This window comes from Streptomyces sp. TS71-3, assembly GCF_018327685.1.
GTDB lineage: Bacteria > Actinomycetota > Actinomycetes > Streptomycetales > Streptomycetaceae > Streptomyces.
This window is the reverse complement of the sequence record NZ_BNEL01000001.1, coordinates 2,166,836-2,186,137: the sequence shown is the minus strand read 5'-3', so window position 1 is coordinate 2,186,137 and position 19,302 is coordinate 2,166,836. Positions and strand designations below refer to the sequence as shown.

Below are 19,302 nucleotides of genomic sequence, written 5' to 3'. Positions count from 1 at the left end.
TGCGGCCCTACCTCCTGCGGGCCGTGGCCTTCTTGGCGGTGGTCTTGCGCCCCGCGGACTTCTTGGCGGGAGCCTTCTTGGCCGTCGCCTTCCTCGCCGGTGCGGACTTGCGCGCCGTGGCCTTCGCCGCCTTCTTCGCCGGCGTCGTCTTCTTGGCGGTGGTCTTCGCCGTGGCCTTCTTGGCGGTGGTCTTCTTCGCCGCCGCCTTCTTCGCGGGCGCGGCCTTCTTCGCCACGGTCCGCTTGGCGGTGGTGGCCTTGGCGGCGGTCCGGGCCGTCGCCTTCTTCGTGGTGGCCTTGGCGGTCGCCTTGGTGCCACCGGTGAGACTGCCCTTGGGGGCCTTCTTGACGGCGACATCGTTCTTCGGGAGCTTCTTGGAACCGCTCACCAGGTCCTTGAAACCCTGGCCCGCGCGGAAGCGGGGCACGGAGGTCTTCTTGACCCGCACCCTCTCGCCCGTCTGCGGGTTGCGGGCGTAGCGGGCGGGCCGGTCGACCTTCTCGAACGAGCCGAAGCCCGTGACCGAAATCCGCTCTCCGGCGACCACCGAGCGGACGATGGCGTCCAGAACGGCGTCGACAGCGTCGGCCGCCTGCTGACGGCCGCCCATCTTGTCGGCAATCGCTTCTACGAGCTGCGCCTTGTTCACGTCTTCCCCTTCGGAGACATCGCCAGAACGAATCTGTTCAAGCCTTTTCGCACGTTAGGCAGATATATACCGCAAATCAAACACGAAACGGCCTAATCACCCTTGTGCCGCAATGAGTCTCGACCTTCTGCGACTTCCGAGGGGGGTCCTCGAGGCCTGACGCTCAGACGTCCTCGGGGAATCTGCCCTCGTCGAGGTCTGCGTTCAGTTGTTCCAGACGCCTTGCGGTTCCGGCGAGATCGTGCTTGGCCGCGGCCGTGATGACCAGCAGCTTCCGGGTCAGCGCCATCCGTACGCCCTCCGGGACTTGCAGTGCGCGCACCCTGTCGTGCGCGACTCTCAGCTGGTCCGCGACGACCCCGTAGAGCCTGAGTTGGTCGTCGCGATCCATGCACCGATTGTGCCATCTGGGGCGAGTTGTCGCCTGCTCGGGGCGCAACTCCGGGGCTCCGGAGGTGTTCCGGCGCCCCCGCCGAAGAGCACGGGCACCTCACCCGTCGGCGTCCCTCCGGCGGCCCGACCGCCTTTCGCACGAGGGGAGTTGGAACCGCGCCCGGCATCCGTGCGGAGTACCCCGGGGGCCGGAAAAGTACGCACACGGATGTACCCCCAACCGTGAACGGTAGGGGGTACATCGGGGTCTGGCGAGGACCCCGGGAGGGCGTGTCCGGGGTCGGGTGGGGTCAGAGCTGCAGCGTGCGCGGCTTGAACGAGGGCCGTCCGGACTCGTAGTCGGCGATGTCGTCCTCGTTGCGCAGGGTGATGCTGATGTCGTCGAGGCCGTTCAGCAGGCGCCAGCGGGCGTTCTCGTCGAGCTCGAAGTCGGCGGTGACGCCGTCGGCGCGCACCTGGCGGTCCTGGAGGTCGACGGTGATCTCGGCCGCCGGGTCCGCCTCGGTCACGGCCCAGAGCGCGTCGACGACCTTCTGGTCGAGGACGACGGTGAGCAGGCCGTTCTTGAGCGAGTTGCCGCGGAAGATATCGGCGAACCGGGACGAGATCACGGCCTTGAAGCCGTAGTTCTGGAGCGCCCACACGGCGTGTTCGCGGGATGACCCGGTGCCGAAGTCGGGGCCCGCGACCAGCACGGTCGCGCCCTGCCGCTCGGGCTTGTTCAGGATGAACTCGGGGTCCTTGCGCCAGGCCTCGAAGAGCCCGTCCTCGAACCCGTCCCGGGTGACCTTCTTGAGCCAGTGGGCGGGGATGATCTGGTCGGTGTCGACGTTGCTGCGGCGCAGCGGGACGGCCCGGCCGGTGTGCGTGGTGAAGGCTTCCATGGTCTTCCTTACGGTTCTGCGGACGTCCGCGGCCCGCGGGCGCCGGCCCGGGCCGCGCCGGCCGGTCTCCCGGCGCGCGGCGGGCGGGGCCCGCGGGCTCCGCGCTGGTCAGACGGCCGCGGGCGCGGTGGCGTCGGTGTCGGACAGGTCGGCGGGTGCGGCGAGGTGGCCGAGGACCGCGGTGGCCGCGGCGACCTGCGGCGAGACCAGGTGCGTCCGGCCGCCCTTGCCCTGCCGGCCCTCGAAGTTGCGGTTGGACGTGGACGCGGAGCGCTCGCCGGGTGCGAGTTGGTCGGGGTTCATGCCCAGGCACATGGAGCAGCCGGCGTGCCGCCACTCGGCCCCGGCCTCCTTGAACACGGTGTCCAGACCCTCGTCCACGGCCTGCAGGCCGACGCGCGCGGAGCCCGGCACGACCAGCATCCTTACCCCGTCGGCGACTTTGCGGCCCCGTACGACCTCGGCCGCGGCCCGCAGGTCCTCGATCCTGCCGTTGGTGCAGGAACCTACGAAGACGGTGTCGACCTCGATCTCCCGCAGCGGCTGGCCGGCGGACAACCCCATGTACTCCAGGGCCTTTTCCGCGGCGAACCGCTCCGAGGGGTCCTCGTACGAAGCGGGGTCGGGGACCCGCTCCGACAGCGGCAGGCCCTGGCCCGGGTTGGTGCCCCAGGTCACGTACGGCGCGAGGGAGGCCGCGTCGATGAGCACCTCGGCGTCGAAGACGGCGTCCTCGTCGCTGCGCAGCGTCTTCCAGTAGGCGACCGCCGCGTCCCAGTCCTCGCCCTCGGGGGCGTGCGGGCGGCCCTGGAGGTAGGAGAACGTGGTCTCGTCGGGCGCGATCATGCCGGCCCGGGCGCCCGCCTCGATCGACATGTTGCAGATGGTCATCCGGGCCTCCATCGAGAGCTTCTCGATGGCGGGGCCGCGGTACTCCAGGACGTAGCCCTGGCCGCCGCCGGTGCCGATCCTGGCGATGATGGCGAGGATCAGGTCCTTGGCCGTGACGCCCTCGGGGAGTTCGCCCTCGACGGTGATCGCCATGGTCCTGGGGCGGGCCATCGGCAGCGTCTGGGTCGCCAGCACGTGCTCGACCTGGGACGTTCCGATGCCGAAGGCCAGCGCGCCGAACGCGCCGTGCGTGGAGGTGTGGGAGTCGCCGCAGACCACGGTGGTGCCCGGCTGGGTCAGCCCGAGCTGGGGGCCGACGACGTGCACGACGCCCTGCTCGACGTCGCCCAGCGGGTGCAGCCGCACACCGAACTCGGCGCAGTTCTTGCGCAGCGTCTCCAGCTGGGTACGGGAGACGGGGTCGGCGATGGGCTTGTCGATGTCGAGGGTCGGGGTGTTGTGGTCCTCGGTGGCGATGGTGAGGTCGCGGCGGCGCACCTCGCGGCCGTTCTTCCGCAGGCCGTCGAAGGCCTGGGGGCTGGTGACCTCGTGGATCAGATGAAGATCGATGAAGAGGAGGTCGGGCTCGCCCTCGGCGCGCCGGACGACGTGGTCGTCCCAGACCTTCTCCGCGAGTGTCCTACCCATCGCTTTCCCTCCGGCCGGCGTCACACGCCGGCCCAACTAGAGACATGGATGCCGTCGTCCGCCCGCACGGGTGTGCTGCCACCGCGGGAACGCGTCGGGCATCGGCGGTGCACCGGTGCGCACACCGGCACCGGCACACGGACCGGTGTCCTACAGAGTCGCAAGTTCCTGGCGAAATTGAACTTGCGTTTCACAGAGTGAGACGTGAGTATCGTTTCATGGACAACTCTAGCGGCGTCGGCGTTCTGGACAAGGCGGCCCTTGTCCTGAGCGCTCTGGAGTCCGGTCCGGCCACCCTCGCGGGTCTGGTCACGGCCACCGGACTGGCACGGCCCACGGCACACCGGCTCGCCGTGGCGCTGGAACACCACCGGATGGTGGCGCGGGACATGCAGGGCCGGTTCATCCTGGGGCCCCGCCTCGCGGAGCTGGCAGCGGCGGCGGGCGAGGACCGCCTGCTCGCCACGGCGGGTCCCGTGCTCACGCACCTGCGGGATGTCACGGGCGAGAGCGCGCAGCTCTACCGCCGCCAGGGCGACATGCGGATCTGCGTGGCGGCCGCTGAGCGCCTGTCGGGCCTGCGGGACACGGTCCCGGTGGGCTCCACGCTCACCATGAAGGCCGGTTCGTCGGCGCAGATCCTGATGGCCTGGGAGGAGCCGGAGCGGCTGCACCGGGGCCTGCAGGGGGCGCGTTTCACGGCTACCGCGCTGTCCGGGGTGCGCCGGCGAGGCTGGGCGCAGTCGATCGGCGAGCGGGAGCCGGGGGTGGCGTCGGTGTCGGCGCCGGTGCGGGGGCCGTCGAACCGCGTGGTGGCCGCCGTCTCCGTGTCCGGACCGATCGAGCGGCTGACCCGGCACCCGGGGCGGATGCACGCGCAGGCCGTGATCGACTCGGCGGCCCGGCTCACGGACGCGCTGCGCCGGTCCGGCTGAAGGGCGGCACCCGGGCGCCCGGAGGATTCCGGCGCATCCCCTTCTGATCCTTTGTGACCTCAGTCACCGAGCGGGCCGGGCGGCCTCAACGCCGCGGCGGCCCTTCCCGCTCCCGAGACCGCGACGGCCACCGGATCCAGCATCCCGGCAAGCGACGAGACCGCCGAACGGCACCGAACAGACGAAAGGCCCCCCGCTGTGGCGGAGAGCCTTCGAACCGATCCTCTGCTGGTACCCCCGACCGGATTCGAACCGGCGCTACCGCCTTGAGAGGGCGGCGTGCTAGGCCGCTACACAACGGGGGCCTTTGGCGATCCGGCCCGGCAGTGCCGGGCCTTGTCACCATGGACCGGAGGGAGCGACCCTACCGGACCATGGGATGGATCAGTACCCCCGACCGGATTCGAACCGGCGCTACTGCCTTGAGAGGGCAGCGTGCTAGGCCGCTACACAACGGGGGCTTTGCAGATGAGCTCTGCGAGCTGGCCTACCAGGACTCGAACCTAGACTAACTGAACCAGAATCAGTCGTGCTGCCAATTACACCATAGGCCACCGGAACACAACCCCCAGAGGAGTCTTCGTTCGGCTTGCGCCTGCGGGGTTCGGGCTTCTGCCCGTTCCCTCGGCGCAGGAAGAACATTACCCGAAGGTGGACGGCGCTCCAAAACGGGTATCGGCGGCCAGCACCGCCGGAAGCTCGCCGAGGCCCGTGATCCGGCGTACACCCTCCGGAACCGCCTGGCCGCTGCCGGTTCTGTCCAGCCAGATCCCCAGCAGGCCGGCGTCACGGGCGCCGCGCGCGTCGATCTCGGGCTGGTCGCCCACGTAGGCGACCTCGGCGGGCTCCAGGCCGAGCGCGGCGCAGGCGGCGAGGAAGGCTCCGGCCTCCGGCTTGGAGACGCCGAGCTCGACGGCGCACAGCAGTGCCTCGAAGCGGTCCCGTACGCCGAGGGTGCGCAGCTTGCGTTCCTGGAGCCGGGCCGCGGAGTTGGACAGCACGGCGTGCCGGTAGGTGCCGCCGAGGGCGTCCAGGACGGGCACGGCATCGGGGAAGAGCGACCACGCGGCCTCGAAGTGCGTGAGGTAGCGGTCGAACCAGCCGTCGACCTCGGCGTCGCCCAGGGCGTCCAGCGAGACGGCCAGGAACTCCCGCACACGATCACGGCGCTGCGTCGCGAAATCCACCTCGCCCGCCGCGACCCGCGCCCAGTGCCGCTCCGTGATCGCCCGCCACAGCACCAGCGCGTCCTCCGCGCTGCCGTACCGCTCCAGCAGCCCCTCGGCGACCAGATGGGCGCGCATGCCCGTGGTGTCGGCGCCGGCGTAGTCGAAGAGGGTGTCGTCGACGTCCCAGAGAACTGCTCTTATCGGCATGGGCGCCGGCACGACTAGCCGACCCAGTTCTTCAGGGGCTCGGTGTCCAGTTCGATGCCGACGAGGTCGGGGAGCGCGATCGAATTGCCGAAGAGCACCGTGCACGACTTCTCATAGCGGACGCCGTCCGGCTCGGAGTAGACGGTGATCTCGTGGCTGTCGCGGTCGATCAGAAGGTACAGCGGGACGCCGGTCTCGGCATAGGCGCGGGGCTTCTCCACGCGGTCACGGTTGTTCGTGTCCGTGTCGTAGGAGGTGACCTCCACGGTCATGAGCGCCGCGGCGGGGTCGGCCCACTCGCCGTAGTCCAAGAAAGCTCCGAAAGGGGCCAACGTTCCGTCCGGACGTGCCCGGCCACGCCGGTAGCTCTGGATCCGCAGGCCTTGATCACTACCGTAGAGGTAGAGGTCCGGGCGGTGCTGCATACACAACCGCGTCAGCCACGCGATGATCTGGTTATGGACTCCGTCCGGCACTGCCTTGAACCCCACCCTGCCGTTGATGAACTCCAGCCGCAGGCCGTCTGCCGTCCTGGCCAAGGCGCGTGCGGCATCCTCGAAATCCTCCGGCAGCATCTGCGACCTGTCTGCGAGTGTGGTCATGGTCGGTCCTCCTTCGCCCGTGCCGCCATTGTGCCCGCATTTCCTGCTCACGCGGGATCTTGCCGGATAACGGGCCCGCACAGTGCCGAACGCGGACCCGTCACCCGTAAGGGGACAGAGGCGACCGTCGAAGGTCAGGCAGCCAGCTTGGCCAGCGCCGCGTCCACCCGCGCCAGCGTGCGGTCGCGGCCGAGGACCTCAAGGGACTCGAAGAGGGGCAGGCCGACCGTGCGGCCGGTGACGGCGACGCGGACGGGGGCCTGGGCCTTGCCGAGCTTGAGGCCGTGGGTCTCGCCGGCGGCGAGCACGGCCGCCTTGAGGGAGTCGGCGTGCCACTCGTCGCCCCCCAGGGCGGCGAGTCCGGCGCGGGCGGTCGCCAGCAGGTCGGCGGCGCCCTCCTTCATCGCCTTCTGCCAGGACGCCTCGTCCTCGACGGGCTCGGGCAGGAAGAGGAAGTCGACGTTCGCTGTGATGTCCGACAGGACCGTCACCCGGGTCTGCGCCAGCGGGGCGATCGCCTCGAAGGCGGCCCGGTCGAAGTCCTCGGGGGCCCAGGGGGCGCCCGGCCCCTGGAGCCAGGGCTCACAGGCCTCGGTGAAGGCCTTCACGTCCAGCATCCGGATGTGGTCGGCGTTGATCGCCTCCGCCTTCTTCAGGTCGAAGCGGGCCGGATTCGGATTGACGTCTCCCAGGTCGAAGGCGGCCACCATCTCGTCCATGCCGAAGACGTCCCGGTCGGGCGCCAGCGACCAGCCCAGCAGCGAGAGGTAGTTGAGCAGCCCCGCGGGGAGGAAGCCGCGCTCGCGGTAGAGGTTGAGGGACGACTGCGGGTCGCGCTTGGAGAGCTTCTTGTTCCCCTCGCCCATGACGTACGGCAGGTGGCCGAAGTCGGGCACCTGCTTGGCGTGGCCCAGCTCGATCAGCGCACGGTACAGCGCGATCTGCCGCGGGGTGGACGAGAGCAGGTCCTCGCCGCGCAGCACGTGGGTGATCTCCATCAGCGCGTCGTCGACCGGATTGACGAGCGTATAAAGAGGAGCGCCGTTGGCCCGGACGATGCCGTAGTCCGTGACGTTCTCCGGGGTGAAGGTCAGCTCGCCGCGGACCAGGTCCGTGAAGGTGATCGTCTCGTCGGGCATCCGGAAGCGGACGATGGGCTCCCGGCCCTCCGCGCGGTACGCCTCGACCTGCTCGGGGGTGAGCGACCGGCAGTGGCCGTCGTACCCGGAGGGCCGGCCGGCGGCGCGGGCCTCGGCGCGCCGCTCCTCCAGCTCCTCGCCGGTGCAGTAGCAGTGGTAGGCGTGGCCGCTCTCCATGAGCTGCCGGGCGATGTCCCGGTAGATGTCCATCCGCCGCGACTGGCGGTACGGCTCGAACGGGCCGCCCACCTCCGGGCCCTCGTCCCAGTCGAAGCCCAGCCAGCGCATCGCGTCCAGCAACTGCTCGTAGGACTCCTCGGAGTCACGGGCCGCGTCGGTGTCCTCGATGCGGAAGACCAGGGTGCCGCCGTGGTGCCGTGCGTAGGCCCAGTTGAAGAGGGCGGTGCGGACCAGGCCCACGTGGGGGTTGCCGGTGGGCGAGGGACAGAACCTCACGCGGACGGCGGAGCCGGTCGGGGCGGGTGCGTTAGCCACGCTTGATCACCTTGTTGGTGAGAGTGCCGATGCCTTCGATGGTGACGGCGACCTCGTCGCCGTCGGTCAGGGGGCCGACTCCGGCCGGGGTGCCGGTGAGGATGACGTCGCCCGGGAGCAGGGTCATGGCCTGCGTGATGTTGACGATCAGGTCCTCGATCGGGTGGATCATCTCGCTGGTCCGGCCGAGCTGCCGCTGGGCGCCGTTGACCGTGCACTGGACGGTCAGGTCGCCGGCCGTGGCCAGGTCGATGCCGGTCTCCACCCAGGGACCGAGGGGGCACGAGGAGTCGAACCCCTTCGCGCGGGCCCACTGCTTCTCGCGCTTCTGCACGTCACGTGCGGTGACGTCGTTGGCGCAGGTGTAGCCGAAGATCACATCGGCCACGCGCTCGCGCGGCACCTCCCGGCACATCCTGCCGATGACGACGGCCAGCTCGGCCTCGTGGTGCAGCTCCTCGGAGAAGGAGGGGTGCACGATGTCGTCGCCGCTGCCGACCACGGAGGTGGACGGCTTGAAGAAGGCGAACGGGTCGTCGGGGACGGCGTTGCCCAGCTCGGTGGCGTGCTCCGAGTAGTTGCGGCCGAAGGCGACCACCTTGCTGGGGAGCACCGGGGGCAGCAGCCGCACCTCGCTCAGCGGCACCTTCGTCCCGCTGAGCTCGAAGTCGGTGAACGGGATGCCCTTGATGATGTCGAGGACGAGCCCGTCGGCCGGGCCGGCCGGGGGCGCGTCGCCCTCGACCGCGCCGAATGCGACGTTTCCGTCGATGGAGAACCTGGCGATGCGCACGGCTGCCTTACGCCCCTCAGTGAGCCGGCTGGAGTCTGACGCTCAAGGCTAACGCCCGAGGCGGACGGCACAGCGCACGGCGGCGGCGCCCCCACGGCCGGCGGGCCCCCGGGCGGGTGCGGGTGCGCCCGGCGACGCGCGGGTCCGAGGGGGTCTCGGTGCCCGGCAGGAGTGCTCAGACCGGGGTGGCGTCGGCCTCCGGTGCGGCCACGGCCGGCTCCAGGGCGTCCTCGCCGGGGAGGGTGAACAGCATCGTGCGACGGGGGTTGGCGGTCTGGGCGGGGAGGACGGCGGCGTGCTCCGGCTGCTCCGGCCACTCCTGCACCGCGGCCTCCGCCTCCTCGGCGGCGGCGAGGTTCGCCAGGGTGGTGCGCCGCGGGTTGGCTATCGTGCGGAACATCAGCGTCGTCTTCATGAGACCGTTCGGGACCTTTGCAGTAGAGGGCCGGTTGTCAACCAGTCGCCAGGCTAAACATCGTCTTCTGTCCGCAGGTTGGGAAGCGGCCATGATCTCCGTGTGAGTTTGCTCACGAATCACGTTACAAAACAGACATTCAAGGCCGCCATCGGAAGAGCGAGGAACGGACATCCGACCACCGAACGCCACATTCCGCTCCCGATCGCCCCGTCTGGGACGCCCGGATCAGACGGCCGAGGCCCAGCGAAAAGTCCGTTATACGGCGGAACGCTTTCCACGACACGTAACTCACCCCTCACAACGCGTCACGGTGGTCACGGGCTGGCACACGGCCCTTGTTGGAGATCCCGCACTGTGCTGGAATTCCCGGGACCGCCGCGGGGATCGAGTCCGGCGCACAGGGGCGCAGAGCAGCGCCGAGTGGCGGCGGAAAGGGGACCGGCGCCGGCCACTCAAGACCACGGGGTGCGGAGCGCCCCTACTACGCCGACACCGCCCTTCCGTTGACACGGAGGAGCGCCTGGTCAAGAGGTTGCGACGCTAGTGCAGGGACGTTACAAGAGGGATGGCAGCGCTTCGGCCGAGTCGGAGCCGCACGGCGGGCCCGACCGCGGATCCTCGGCCCCGCACGCCCAGATTCCCGGGCCCGGGCCGTCCGGCGATGACCGCACGCTGCGGCCGACGCCGCCCCCGACCGCCCAGGCGCCCAAGCCCGTCCCCAAGCCGAGGCCGCAGGCCGGCACCGGGCCCCGAATAGCGCTGCGCAACTGGAAGATCTCCACGCGCCTCATCTCCCTGCTCGCCCTGCCCGTGGTGGCGGCGACCGGGCTCGGCGCCCAGCAGATCAGCCAGAACCTGAGCGACATCCAGCAGCTCGACAACATGAAGCTGCTGACGGACATGACCAAGCAGGCGACCGAGCTGGCCGCCGCGCTCGAAGAGGAGCGGGACCAGTCGGCCGGCCCGCTCGCGCACGGCGGCAAGTCCACCGACTTCGACGTCAAGGGTCCCCGCGACGACACCGACCGCGCTCTCAACGCGTTCAAGAACGAGAGCCAGAAGGTCGACGACACGGGCAACGACTCGGGCCTGCTGGGCATCCGCTCCAGCATCGTCCAGATCACCGCCCAGCTGAACACGCTCCAGACCATCCGCAAGGACGCCTTCAAGGACCCGCACTCGTCCTCGCAGACGGTCGACCTCTACAGCCAGCTCATCCAGCAGCTGCTGTCGCTCTCCGCGGACATGGCGCAGGCCACCAGCAACCCGGACATGATCCAGCGCACCCGCGCGCTGGCGGCGTTCTCCTCCGCCAAGGAGTTCGCGTCCGTGCAGCGGGCCGTGATCGCGGCGGCCCTGCCGCCGAACAACCACGACCGCGGCGACCTCAGCGAGACGGACCGCCGGTACGCCCTGGCCGCGTACAACAAGGAGAGCTCCGAGCTCAACATCTTCAGCGGCATCTACTCGGGCAACGCCGACGAGCTCCTGCAGCCCATCGAGGGCGGCAACCCCACCATCCAGGAAGCGGACACCTACACGCAGCACGTCCTCAACCAGGAGGGCGGCATGCGGCTGCAGGACAGGCGCTCGTACAAGGACTGGGTGGACTCGGACTCCACCAAGATCCAGGCGATGTCCAAGATCGAGCTGACGCTGCTCAACGAGATGGAGCAGAAGGCCCGCGAGCTGCGCAGCCAGTCCGAGCGTGACGCCATCATCAGCGGTGCGCTGATCCTCCTGGTGCTCGGTGTCTCGCTGGTCGGCGCCTTCATCGTCGCGCGGTCCATGATCCGCTCGCTGCGGCGGCTCCAGGAGACGGCCACCAAGGTGGCCCAGGACCGCCTGCCCGAGCTGGTCAAGCAGCTCTCCGAGTCCGACCCGCAGGACGTCGACACCTCCGTGGAGTCGGTCGGCGTGCACTCCCGGGACGAGATCGGCAAGGTGGCCGCGGCCTTCGACGACGTGCACCGCGAGGCGGTCCGGCTCGCCGCCGAGCAGGCGCTGCTGCGGGGCAACGTCAACGCGATGTTCACCAACCTCTCGCGCCGCAGCCAGGGCCTCATCCAGCGCCAGCTGTCCCTGATCTCCGAGCTGGAGTCCCGCGAGGCCGACCCGGACCAGCTCTCCTCGCTGTTCAAGCTCGACCACCTCGCGACCCGTATGCGCCGCAACGGCGAGAACCTCCTCGTCCTCGCCGGCGAGGAGCCGGGCCGCCGCTGGACCCGGCCCGTGCCCCTGGTCGACGTGCTGCGCGCCGCGGCCTCCGAGGTGGAGCAGTACGAGCGGATCGAACTGGCCGCCGTGCCCGCGACCGAGGTCGCCGGCCGCGTCGTCAACGACCTCGTGCACCTGCTCGCCGAGCTGCTGGAGAACGCGACCTCGTTCTCCTCGCCGCAGACCAAGGTCAAGGTCACCGGTCACGCGCTGCCGGACGGCCGGGTGCTGGTGGAGATCCACGACACCGGCATCGGCCTCTCCCCCGAGGACCTGGCCGCGATCAACGAGCGGCTCGCCGCGCCGCCCACCGTGGACGTCTCGGTCTCCCGCCGGATGGGCCTGTTCGTGGTCGGCCGGCTCTCCCAGCGGCACGGCATCCGCATCCAGCTCAGGCCGTCCGACTCCGGTGGCACCACCGCGCTGGTCATGCTCCCCGTCGACGTCGCCCAGGGCGGCCGGCGGGCACCGGGCAAGCCGGGCCAGTCCGCCGGCGGTCCCGCCGCTGCCCAGGCCGCGGCGGGTGCCGCCGCGGCACGGCGCGGTGCGGCGGCGGCCGGTGCCGGCGGTTCCGCGGGAGGCCCCGGCGCCTCCGGGAGCCGGCTCGGCGCGGCCCCCTCGCGGGACCAGGTCGGCGCGGGCTCGGGCCCGCGCGCGGCGCTGCCGTCCCGCGACTCGGGTCCGCAGCGTCCCGGCCCCGCCCTCGATCTGAACCCCGGCGCCCCGCAGGCCCCGGTGCCCCCGCAGGGCCCCGTCGCTCCGCAGGGTCCGGTGTCCCCGCAGGGACCGGTATCCCCCCAGGGCCCGGTGTCCCCGCAGGGTCCGGGCGGGCCCCGGCACGGCAGCCCGGTCGGCGCGAGCGCCTTCGGGCAGGACTCCGGCTTCGGCGGCGGGACCGGACGGCGCGACGGCGGCTTCGAGGGCCGCGCGCCGGTGCCGCCGCAGCGCACCAGTGACGACGACCGGGGCGGCCGGCCGCAGCTTCCCGCGCGTGGCGGCGTGCCCCGCGCCGAACTGCCCGGCGGCAACCCGCAGCCCCCGTCGCCCCAGGGGCCCGGCGGGCAGCGCGTGCCGAGCTGGAGCAACGAGACCGGCCCGCAGTCGCTGCCGGACGAGCCGCGCGGCCACGACGAGCACGCCTCGCCGTTCGCCCGGATGGACGAGCGCCAGGGCCCCGGCTCCACCGGGCAGTTCCCGGCGCTCGGCGCCGGTGACCGGCAGGGCCCGGGCTCCACGGCCGAGATGCCGGCGGTCCCCTCGTTCGACGACCGGCAGGGTCCCGGTTCCACCGCTGGGATTCCCGCGGTCCCCCGCCCCGACTACAACGCGCCCAGGCCCGGCGGAAACCAGGCCCCCGGGCCGTACACCCGCTCGGACGTCTTCGGCGGACCCGCCGGGGGCGACTTCGGCGGACCGGCCTCGGGCGGCTACGGCGATCAGCGTCAGGAAGCGTCCTCCACCGGGCAGTTCCCCAGCCCCGGCCCCGGCTACGACAGCCGCAGGGACAGCCAGGACCCCTCCTCCACCGGCGGGTACCCGATCCCGAACGCCGGGGGCCTGCAGGACCCGTCCTCCTCCGGACAGTTCCCGATGCCCGGCTACGACAGCCGCAGGGAGCCCCAGGACACCTCCTCGACCGGGCAGTTCCCGGCCGCCGGCGGCCCCGGACGCCAGGACCCCTCCTCCACGGGAGGGTTCGCACGGCCCGCCTTCGACCGGCGGGAGCCGCAGCGCGCCCAGCCGGAGCCGCCGTACGCGCAGGAACCGCCGTACGCACAGGAGCCGCCGTACCCGCAGGACCCGCAGTCGGCGCAGGGTCCCGGCAACACGGGCGGCTTCACCCCGCCGCAGTTCGACCGGGGCCGGCTGCCGCTGCGGCCGGGCGTACGGGCCGCGGAGCCCCAGGCTGCCGCCGATCCCCAGTCGCTGCCGCCGGCGAGCAACCCCGGTGACGGCCGTACCCCGCTGTACGACACGCTGGAGACCAACTGGTTCCGCGGCGGCGGCCGGGCCGCGGCCGCGCAGAGGCCGCAGTCCCCGGCTCCGCCGTCCCGTCCGGGCGGAGGCTCGCCGGGTGGTGCGGGTGGCTCCGGGGGGTTCGGCGGGTTCGACGCCTTCCAGGGCGGCGGCAACGCCGCCGGCTTCGGCGGCGGCGACAGGCCCGAGGGCTCGGCGGAGGACGGCGGGCTTCTTCCCGACGGTTCCACCTGGCGCAGCTCGCCCAACGACGAGCTGGTCCGCCAGGCCGAGCGGGTCCGCAAGCCGTCGGCCGGCGGAGTCACCACTTCGGGTCTTCCACGCCGGGTACCGCGGGCCAACCTCGTCGCGGGCACGGCTCAGCAGCAACCGCAAGAGGCGGCCGGACCTCAGGTGTCACGCGCGCCCGACGACGTGCGCGGCAGGCTGACCAATCTCCGTCGGGGCATCCAGCAAGGGCGGCAGGCCGGTACCGGTCCCACCACCGGCAGCTTCCCCAGCCCCACTCACCAGCAGGAGCGTTAGTTGAGCCCCATGAGCCAGGCGGCACAGAACCTGAACTGGTTGATCACCAATTTCGTGGACAACACGCCAGGCGTGTCCCACACTGTGGTCGTCTCCGCCGACGGACTCCTTCTGGCGATGTCCGAAGGCTTCCCGCGCGACCGCGCCGATCAGCTCGCGGCCGTCGCCTCGGGCCTGACCTCGCTGACCTCGGGTGCCTCGCGCATCTTCGAGGGCGGCATGGTCACCCAGACGGTCGTGGAGATGGAGCGGGGTTTCCTCTTCATCATGCAGATATCGGACGGTTCTTCACTCGCCGTCCTCGCCCATCCTGAGTGCGACATCGGTCTCGTGGGCTACGAGATGGCGCTGCTCGTGGACCGCGCCGGTGCGGTGCTGACACCGGACCTGCGCGCGGAGCTACAAGGCAGCCTGCTCCACTAGCCCCCTGACCGACCACACGGAAAGTCCGAACGTCCGAACGAACCGTCGCACCGTCCGGCCGCCAACCACCAGTCCCCCCACCGGCTCTGTCAGACGGCACGCAAACCCCTTGCTGTCCCGCCCGGAGGATTCATGACCCCGCCCACCGCCTCTCACGACCCGTACGGAGCGTCTCATCAGGCGTACGGTCCCGAGGGCGACCAGCCGCTGGTGCGTCCGTATGCCATGACAGGTGGCCGGACCCGGCCGCGGTACCAGCTCGCCATCGAGGCGCTGGTGAGCACGACCGCCGACCCGACACAGCTCATGGGGCTGCTTCCGGAGCACCAGCGGATCTGCCACCTGTGCCGTGAGGTGAAGTCCGTGGCGGAGGTCTCTGCGCTTTTGACGATGCCGCTCGGGGTGGCGCGGATCCTCGTCGCCGACCTGGCGGAGGCGGGGCTCGTGGCCATCCACCAGCCGGGCGGCGATGAGAATGCCGGCGGCCAGCCGGATGTGACACTGCTGGAAAGGGTGCTCAGTGGACTTCGCAAGCTCTGACGGGGGTCGCTCGACGACCTCCGCGAAGATCGTGGTGGCCGGTGGTTTCGGCGTGGGCAAGACCACGTTCGTCGGCGCGGTCTCGGAGATCAACCCGCTGCGCACCGAGGCCGTCATGACATCGGCCTCCGCCGGCATCGACGACCTCACCCACACCGGAGACAAGACCACCACCACGGTGGCCATGGACTTCGGCCGCATCACCCTCGACCAGGACCTCATCCTCTACCTGTTCGGCACCCCCGGACAGGACCGCTTCTGGTTCATGTGGGACGACCTCGTCCGCGGCGCCATCGGCGCCGTCGTCCTCGTCGACACCCGCCGCCTCGCCGACTGCTTCCCCGCCGTCGACTACTTCGAGAACTCAGGACTCCCCTTCGTCATCGCCCTCAACGGCTTCGACGGACAACAGCCCTACCAGCCCGACGAAGTACGCGAAGCCCTCCAGATCGGCCCCGACACCCCCATCATCACCACCGACGCCCGCCACCGCGCCGACGCCAAAAGCGCACTCATCACCCTCGTCGAACACGCCCTCATGGCCCGACTGCGCTGACCGGGCACGGTCCGTGCGTCCTGGTGCCGAACGGCGCGGGGCACGGCCCGCGGGTCACGCGGAGCGGCCGAGGAGTCGTTCGGAACGTGCTGTTGTGAGGGCAGTCGGGGTTCGCCGTCCAGGGCGGCCGGGTCGGTTGACACGGCCGCTTCGGGTGTTCATAACGGTTCGACACAGAATTGCGCGGACGCCGACACGCGTCGCTGTCGTCCCGTACCACTGCGCTGACATGAGCCTCGCCATTTGGCGGGGCTTGTTATTTTTGCCCTTTTTATTAGCGGCTCCCGAGGCGGTGGGCTTTCGCCCCCCGCTGTTTGGAGGAGCACCGGCTGACGTGCTGGAATGCCGAGAACTGCCCGGTCGCGCAAGGGCCGGGCGGCAACAGCGGCACGCGGTCGGTGCCGATGCCGAGAGGTTGTTGGTCGAGTGAGGCGAAGCATGAACGGTCCTGCACCGTCGTCGCGGGGCAACTTCACCCCGCCGCCCCGCGTGGCGGATCCGTCCGCGAACGGTCCCGGGTCCATCGCACCGCCGCCCGCCGGCAGCCGGTTCCGCCCCCGCAACTGGCGGGTGCCGACCAGGCTGTACGCGATCCTGCTGATCCCCGTGGTGGTCGGCCTGGTGATGGGTGGCTTCCAGGTGAAGGGGTCGATCGACACCTGGCGGGAGGCGGAGGACGCGGAGTCGACGGCGCGCCTGGTACGAGCCGCGCTGACGTACGGCCAGTGCCTCATCGACGAGCGCGACATCTCCGCGGCACCGCTGCTGCGCGGCCACCGCGAGGACCCGGCGGTCGTGAAGGCCCGTGCGGCCACCGACCGCGCCGCGCAGGCGTTCGACGCCGCCGCCGCGAACATGCCGCACACGGCGGGCCTGGAGCGCCGGCTGACGGCGTTCCGCAAGACGGAGCCCGACCTCGCGAAGCTGCGCGCGGTGGCCTACACGAACCAGCTGCGGGGCGTGGCGACGGAAGAGGGCTACGTCGCCATCCAGCACCCGCTGATGGAGTTCGCCAACGAGCTGGGCCTCGGTACCGGCAACATCACCAGCTACGGCCGTACGGTCTACGCCATCTCGCTGGCCAAGGCCGCCGCGTCGTTGCAGCGCTCCATCGGCATGCACCTGCTGGTCGCCCCGGGCCCGCGTCCGGAAGACCTGAACAAGCAGCGGGTGTCGCTCGGCAGTTACGCCTACCTTGAGGGCATCGCCACCGAGGAGTACCGCTCGGGCGGCACCGAGGCGGACGTGGCGGCCCTGACCCGGGCCACCGAGAAGCTCAAGGCCGACGGTGTCAGGGCGGCCCAGGCCAAGGCTGCGGCGGCCAAGGCGAAGGGCGGGCGCTACGTGCCGCCGCCGTCGACCGAGGGCATGGTCGCCGCACTCGCCTCCCTGCCCGGCACCGCCCAGGGCGACCGGCAGGCGCTCGCCAAGGAGGGCGTCACCGAGTCCAACTGGTGGGGCACGAACACCGCGCGGTTCGACGCCTACCGGAAGATCGAGTCCGGCCTCGCCGACAAGGCCGTGGCCGAGGCCGCCGGCATCGCGGACGACGCCATGCGCTCGACCCTCGTCACCGGTGCGGTGGTGCTGGTCGCGCTGCTCGCCGCCATCGTGCTCGCCGGTCTGATGGCGCGGCAGATGAGCCGGAGCATGCGCCGCCTGCGGTCCGCCGCCTTCCAGATCGCCGAGCAGCGCCTGCCGATGCTGGTGGACCAGCTCTCGCGCACGGAGCCCGGCCGCGTCGACACCCGGGTGCAGCCGCTGCCGATCGCCTCCTCGGACGAGATCGGCGAGGTGGCGCGCGCCTTCGACCAGGTGCACCGCGAGGCCGTGCGGCTCGCCGCGGAGCAGGCCATGCTGCGCGGAAACGTGAATGCGATCTTCGCGAACCTCTCCCGGCGCAACGAGTCGCTGATCGAGGGGCAGCTCGCCCTGATCTCCCACCTGGAGAGCAACGAGACCGACCCGGACCAGCTGGCCAGCCTCTTCCGCCTGGACCACCTGGCGACCCGGATGCGTCGCAACGGCGAGAACCTCCTGGTGCTCTCGGGCAAGGAGCCGGGCCGCCGCTGGGACCAGCCGGTGCCGCTCGTGGACGTGCTCCGCGCGGCCTCCTCCGAGGTGGAGCAGTACCACCGCATCGAGCTGGTGGGCGTCTCCGACGCGGAGATCCACGGCATGGCCGTGACCGACCTCGTGCACCTGCTGGCGGAGCTGCTGGAGAACGCCACCGCGTTCTCCTCGCCGGACGCCAGGGTCCGGGTCACCGCGACCCGCCTGCCCGACAGCCGGGTCATGATCGAGATCCATGACCAGGGGGTCGGGCTGGCCTCCGGGGACTTCGTGGAGATCAACCAGCGGCTGGCCAAGCCGCCGGCCGTGGACGCCGCCGTCTCCGAGCGCATGGGGCTCTTCGTGGTGGGCCGGCTGGCCGAACGGCACGGCATCCGCGTCCAGCTGAGGCCCTCGGCGGAGCACGCCGGGACGACCTCGCTGGTGATGCTGCCCGACGCGATCACCCATGGTGGCGGAGGCGACCGCCAGCAGGACGACGCCGAGTTCACGGTCTCCTCGATCATCCCCAAGCAGCAGGCGTACGCGGCGGAGCCGATGCGCACCGCGGCCGAGCTCGGCTTCGACGACAGCCGCTACGCCGACTCTCCCGCCAGGGACCTGGACCCGGTCGCCCGGTCGCTGCTGCGCGGCGAGCGGCAGGCGTCACTGGGCGCGCAGCCGGCGGGCACCAAGGCGCCCCCGGGCACCGCGGCCGGCCAGGAGACCGGCGCCGGCGGCTACGGCCAGGAGACCGGTTCCGGCGGCTACGGCCAGGAGACCGGTTCCGGCGGCTACGGCCAGGGGGCTTACGCCCGGAACGACGCGTACGGCGCCGCCGACGCGGGCGCGGCACCGTACGGCAGTCAGCAGGCGGGCGGGTACGGCGGCGGCTTCCAGAGCGCGTACGGGGGCGCGGGCACGTACGAGGGCACGGGCGCGGGCGCGTACGAGAGCGCCGGCGACCGGCCGGGCGCCGGGGTGTACGGCGACGCCCGGGGCCCGCTCGGCGACGAGTCGCGGCCGCCGTCGGACGGCTCTCGGGAGGCCCGCTATGCGGAGGCGCCGCAGGGCAACCGCCAGGCTCCTCAGGCAGACCTCTCCGGGGGTTATGACGTAGGTCCCCACCAGGGTGAGTGGGCACATCAGGGCAGCTTCCAAGCGGCAAGACCGACCACGTTGCAGCCCAAAGCGGAATCTGACGGCAGCGCTGACGCGAGCGGCCGTGAACGCGTAGGCTTCGACCGGTCGGGGCCGGCTTCGAGCACCTCTCACGAGCTGACCGACGCGGGTCTGCCCCGCCGTGGCGTCGCCACGGGCGGCGCGGCGGGGGTCACGGGGGAAGACGGGGCCTTTGGCGCCCAGCAGCGGCAGGACGACCGCCAGGACCCCGGTGGGCGGCCGCACACGGACCAGTGGGCGCCCGATGGCGACGGGTCCGAGCAGCAGCCCGAGGAGAACGGATGGCGTTCTGCCAACGACCAGCGCTGGCAGCGCGCCGAGTCCGTCCGTGCGCCCCGCGTGAGCGGGGTGACGCCGTCCGGACTGCCGCGCAGGGTGCCCAGGGCCAATCTGGTCGAGGGTTCCGCCGAGCAGACCCCGCAGGGCGGCTCCCAGGTCTCCCGCGCTCCCGAAGACGTCCGGGGCAGGCTGAGCAGGCTCGCCCGGGGCGTGCAGCGGGGACGCAACGAAGGCAGTAATACGAGCAACGGTCCGGCCGCGGAGGACCAGCACAGTGGTCACCGCGGCCATGAAAGCACCTACAACCAGGAGCGTTAGTGTGAGCCCG

15 protein-coding genes and 3 tRNA genes are annotated in these 19,302 nt (G+C 71.4%); 6 read left to right on the top strand and 12 right to left on the bottom strand.

Annotated features, from left to right (window positions below):
- Positions 1-7 precede the first annotated feature (7 nt).
- The 4 genes from Sm713_RS08960 to leuC form a co-directional block, all read right to left on the bottom strand.
- Positions 8-649 (bottom strand): HU family DNA-binding protein, encoded by a 642-nt coding sequence (locus Sm713_RS08960; RefSeq protein WP_212909115.1) that lies wholly within the window; start codon positions 647-649, stop codon positions 8-10.
- Between the two features lie 163 nt (positions 650-812).
- Positions 813-1,040 (bottom strand): hypothetical protein, encoded by a 228-nt coding sequence (locus Sm713_RS08955; RefSeq protein ID WP_212909114.1) that lies wholly within the window; start codon positions 1,038-1,040, stop codon positions 813-815.
- A gap of 292 nt (positions 1,041-1,332) precedes the next feature.
- Entirely contained in the window at positions 1,333-1,926 is a 594-nt protein-coding gene (leuD, locus tag Sm713_RS08950; protein ID WP_212909113.1) for a 3-isopropylmalate dehydratase small subunit, read from the bottom strand.
- 108 nt (positions 1,927-2,034) lie between these two features.
- Positions 2,035-3,465: a 3-isopropylmalate dehydratase large subunit gene (gene leuC, locus Sm713_RS08945; protein WP_212909112.1), complete on the bottom strand. Its 1,431-nt coding sequence runs from the start codon at positions 3,463-3,465 to the stop codon at positions 2,035-2,037.
- A 218-nt stretch (positions 3,466-3,683) separates the two neighbouring features.
- Between leuC and ndgR the strand changes: the two genes are divergently transcribed.
- Positions 3,684-4,400: an IclR family transcriptional regulator NdgR gene (ndgR, locus tag Sm713_RS08940; protein WP_212909111.1), complete on the top strand. Its 717-nt coding sequence runs from the start codon at positions 3,684-3,686 to the stop codon at positions 4,398-4,400.
- A gap of 229 nt (positions 4,401-4,629) precedes the next feature.
- On the opposite strand, the gene Sm713_RS08935 is transcribed toward ndgR, so the two are convergent.
- The 8 genes from Sm713_RS08935 to Sm713_RS08900 form a co-directional block, all read right to left on the bottom strand.
- Positions 4,630-4,705, bottom strand: a tRNA-Glu gene (locus Sm713_RS08935).
- Between the two features lie 83 nt (positions 4,706-4,788).
- Positions 4,789-4,861, bottom strand: a tRNA-Glu gene (locus tag Sm713_RS08930).
- A gap of 21 nt (positions 4,862-4,882) precedes the next feature.
- Positions 4,883-4,954, bottom strand: a tRNA-Gln gene (locus Sm713_RS08925).
- A gap of 87 nt (positions 4,955-5,041) precedes the next feature.
- The gene (locus Sm713_RS08920; protein WP_212909110.1) at positions 5,042-5,776 is read right to left on the bottom strand and encodes an HAD family hydrolase; all 735 of its coding nucleotides are present in this window, start codon (positions 5,774-5,776) and stop codon (positions 5,042-5,044) included.
- A gap of 14 nt (positions 5,777-5,790) precedes the next feature.
- Positions 5,791-6,378 (bottom strand): Uma2 family endonuclease, encoded by a 588-nt coding sequence (locus tag Sm713_RS08915; protein WP_212909109.1) that lies wholly within the window; start codon positions 6,376-6,378, stop codon positions 5,791-5,793.
- Between the two features lie 134 nt (positions 6,379-6,512).
- Positions 6,513-8,012 (bottom strand): glutamate--tRNA ligase, encoded by a 1,500-nt coding sequence (gene gltX, locus Sm713_RS08910; protein WP_212909108.1) that lies wholly within the window; start codon positions 8,010-8,012, stop codon positions 6,513-6,515.
- A complete protein-coding gene (locus Sm713_RS08905) occupies positions 8,005-8,805 on the bottom strand; it encodes a fumarylacetoacetate hydrolase family protein (RefSeq protein WP_212909107.1) in 801 nt (266 codons plus the stop codon). The genes gltX and Sm713_RS08905 overlap by 8 nt, the downstream gene beginning before the upstream one ends.
- Positions 8,806-8,980: 175 nt before the next feature.
- Positions 8,981-9,220 (bottom strand): hypothetical protein, encoded by a 240-nt coding sequence (locus tag Sm713_RS08900; RefSeq protein ID WP_212909106.1) that lies wholly within the window; start codon positions 9,218-9,220, stop codon positions 8,981-8,983.
- Positions 9,221-9,766: 546 nt separating this feature from the next.
- On the opposite strand from Sm713_RS08900, the gene Sm713_RS08895 reads away from it, so the two are divergent.
- From Sm713_RS08895 to Sm713_RS08875, 5 genes are all read left to right on the top strand, one after another.
- Positions 9,767-13,942 carry a nitrate- and nitrite sensing domain-containing protein gene (locus tag Sm713_RS08895; RefSeq protein ID WP_212909105.1) on the top strand — a complete coding sequence of 1,392 codons (4,176 nt, stop codon included), beginning with the start codon at positions 9,767-9,769 and terminating at the stop codon, positions 13,940-13,942.
- A 9-nt stretch (positions 13,943-13,951) separates the two neighbouring features.
- Positions 13,952-14,365, top strand: a complete 414-nt coding sequence (locus Sm713_RS08890) for a roadblock/LC7 domain-containing protein (RefSeq protein ID WP_212911881.1) — start codon at positions 13,952-13,954, stop codon at positions 14,363-14,365.
- Between the two features lie 132 nt (positions 14,366-14,497).
- Positions 14,498-14,905 (top strand): DUF742 domain-containing protein, encoded by a 408-nt coding sequence (locus Sm713_RS08885; protein WP_212909104.1) that lies wholly within the window; start codon positions 14,498-14,500, stop codon positions 14,903-14,905.
- Entirely contained in the window at positions 14,886-15,461 is a 576-nt protein-coding gene (locus Sm713_RS08880; protein ID WP_212909103.1) for an ATP/GTP-binding protein, read from the top strand. Before Sm713_RS08885 ends, Sm713_RS08880 begins: the two co-directional genes overlap by 20 nt.
- Positions 15,462-15,899: 438 nt before the next feature.
- Positions 15,900-19,292, top strand: a complete 3,393-nt coding sequence (locus Sm713_RS08875; RefSeq protein ID WP_249416179.1) for a nitrate- and nitrite sensing domain-containing protein — start codon at positions 15,900-15,902, stop codon at positions 19,290-19,292.
- Positions 19,293-19,302 lie beyond the last annotated feature (10 nt).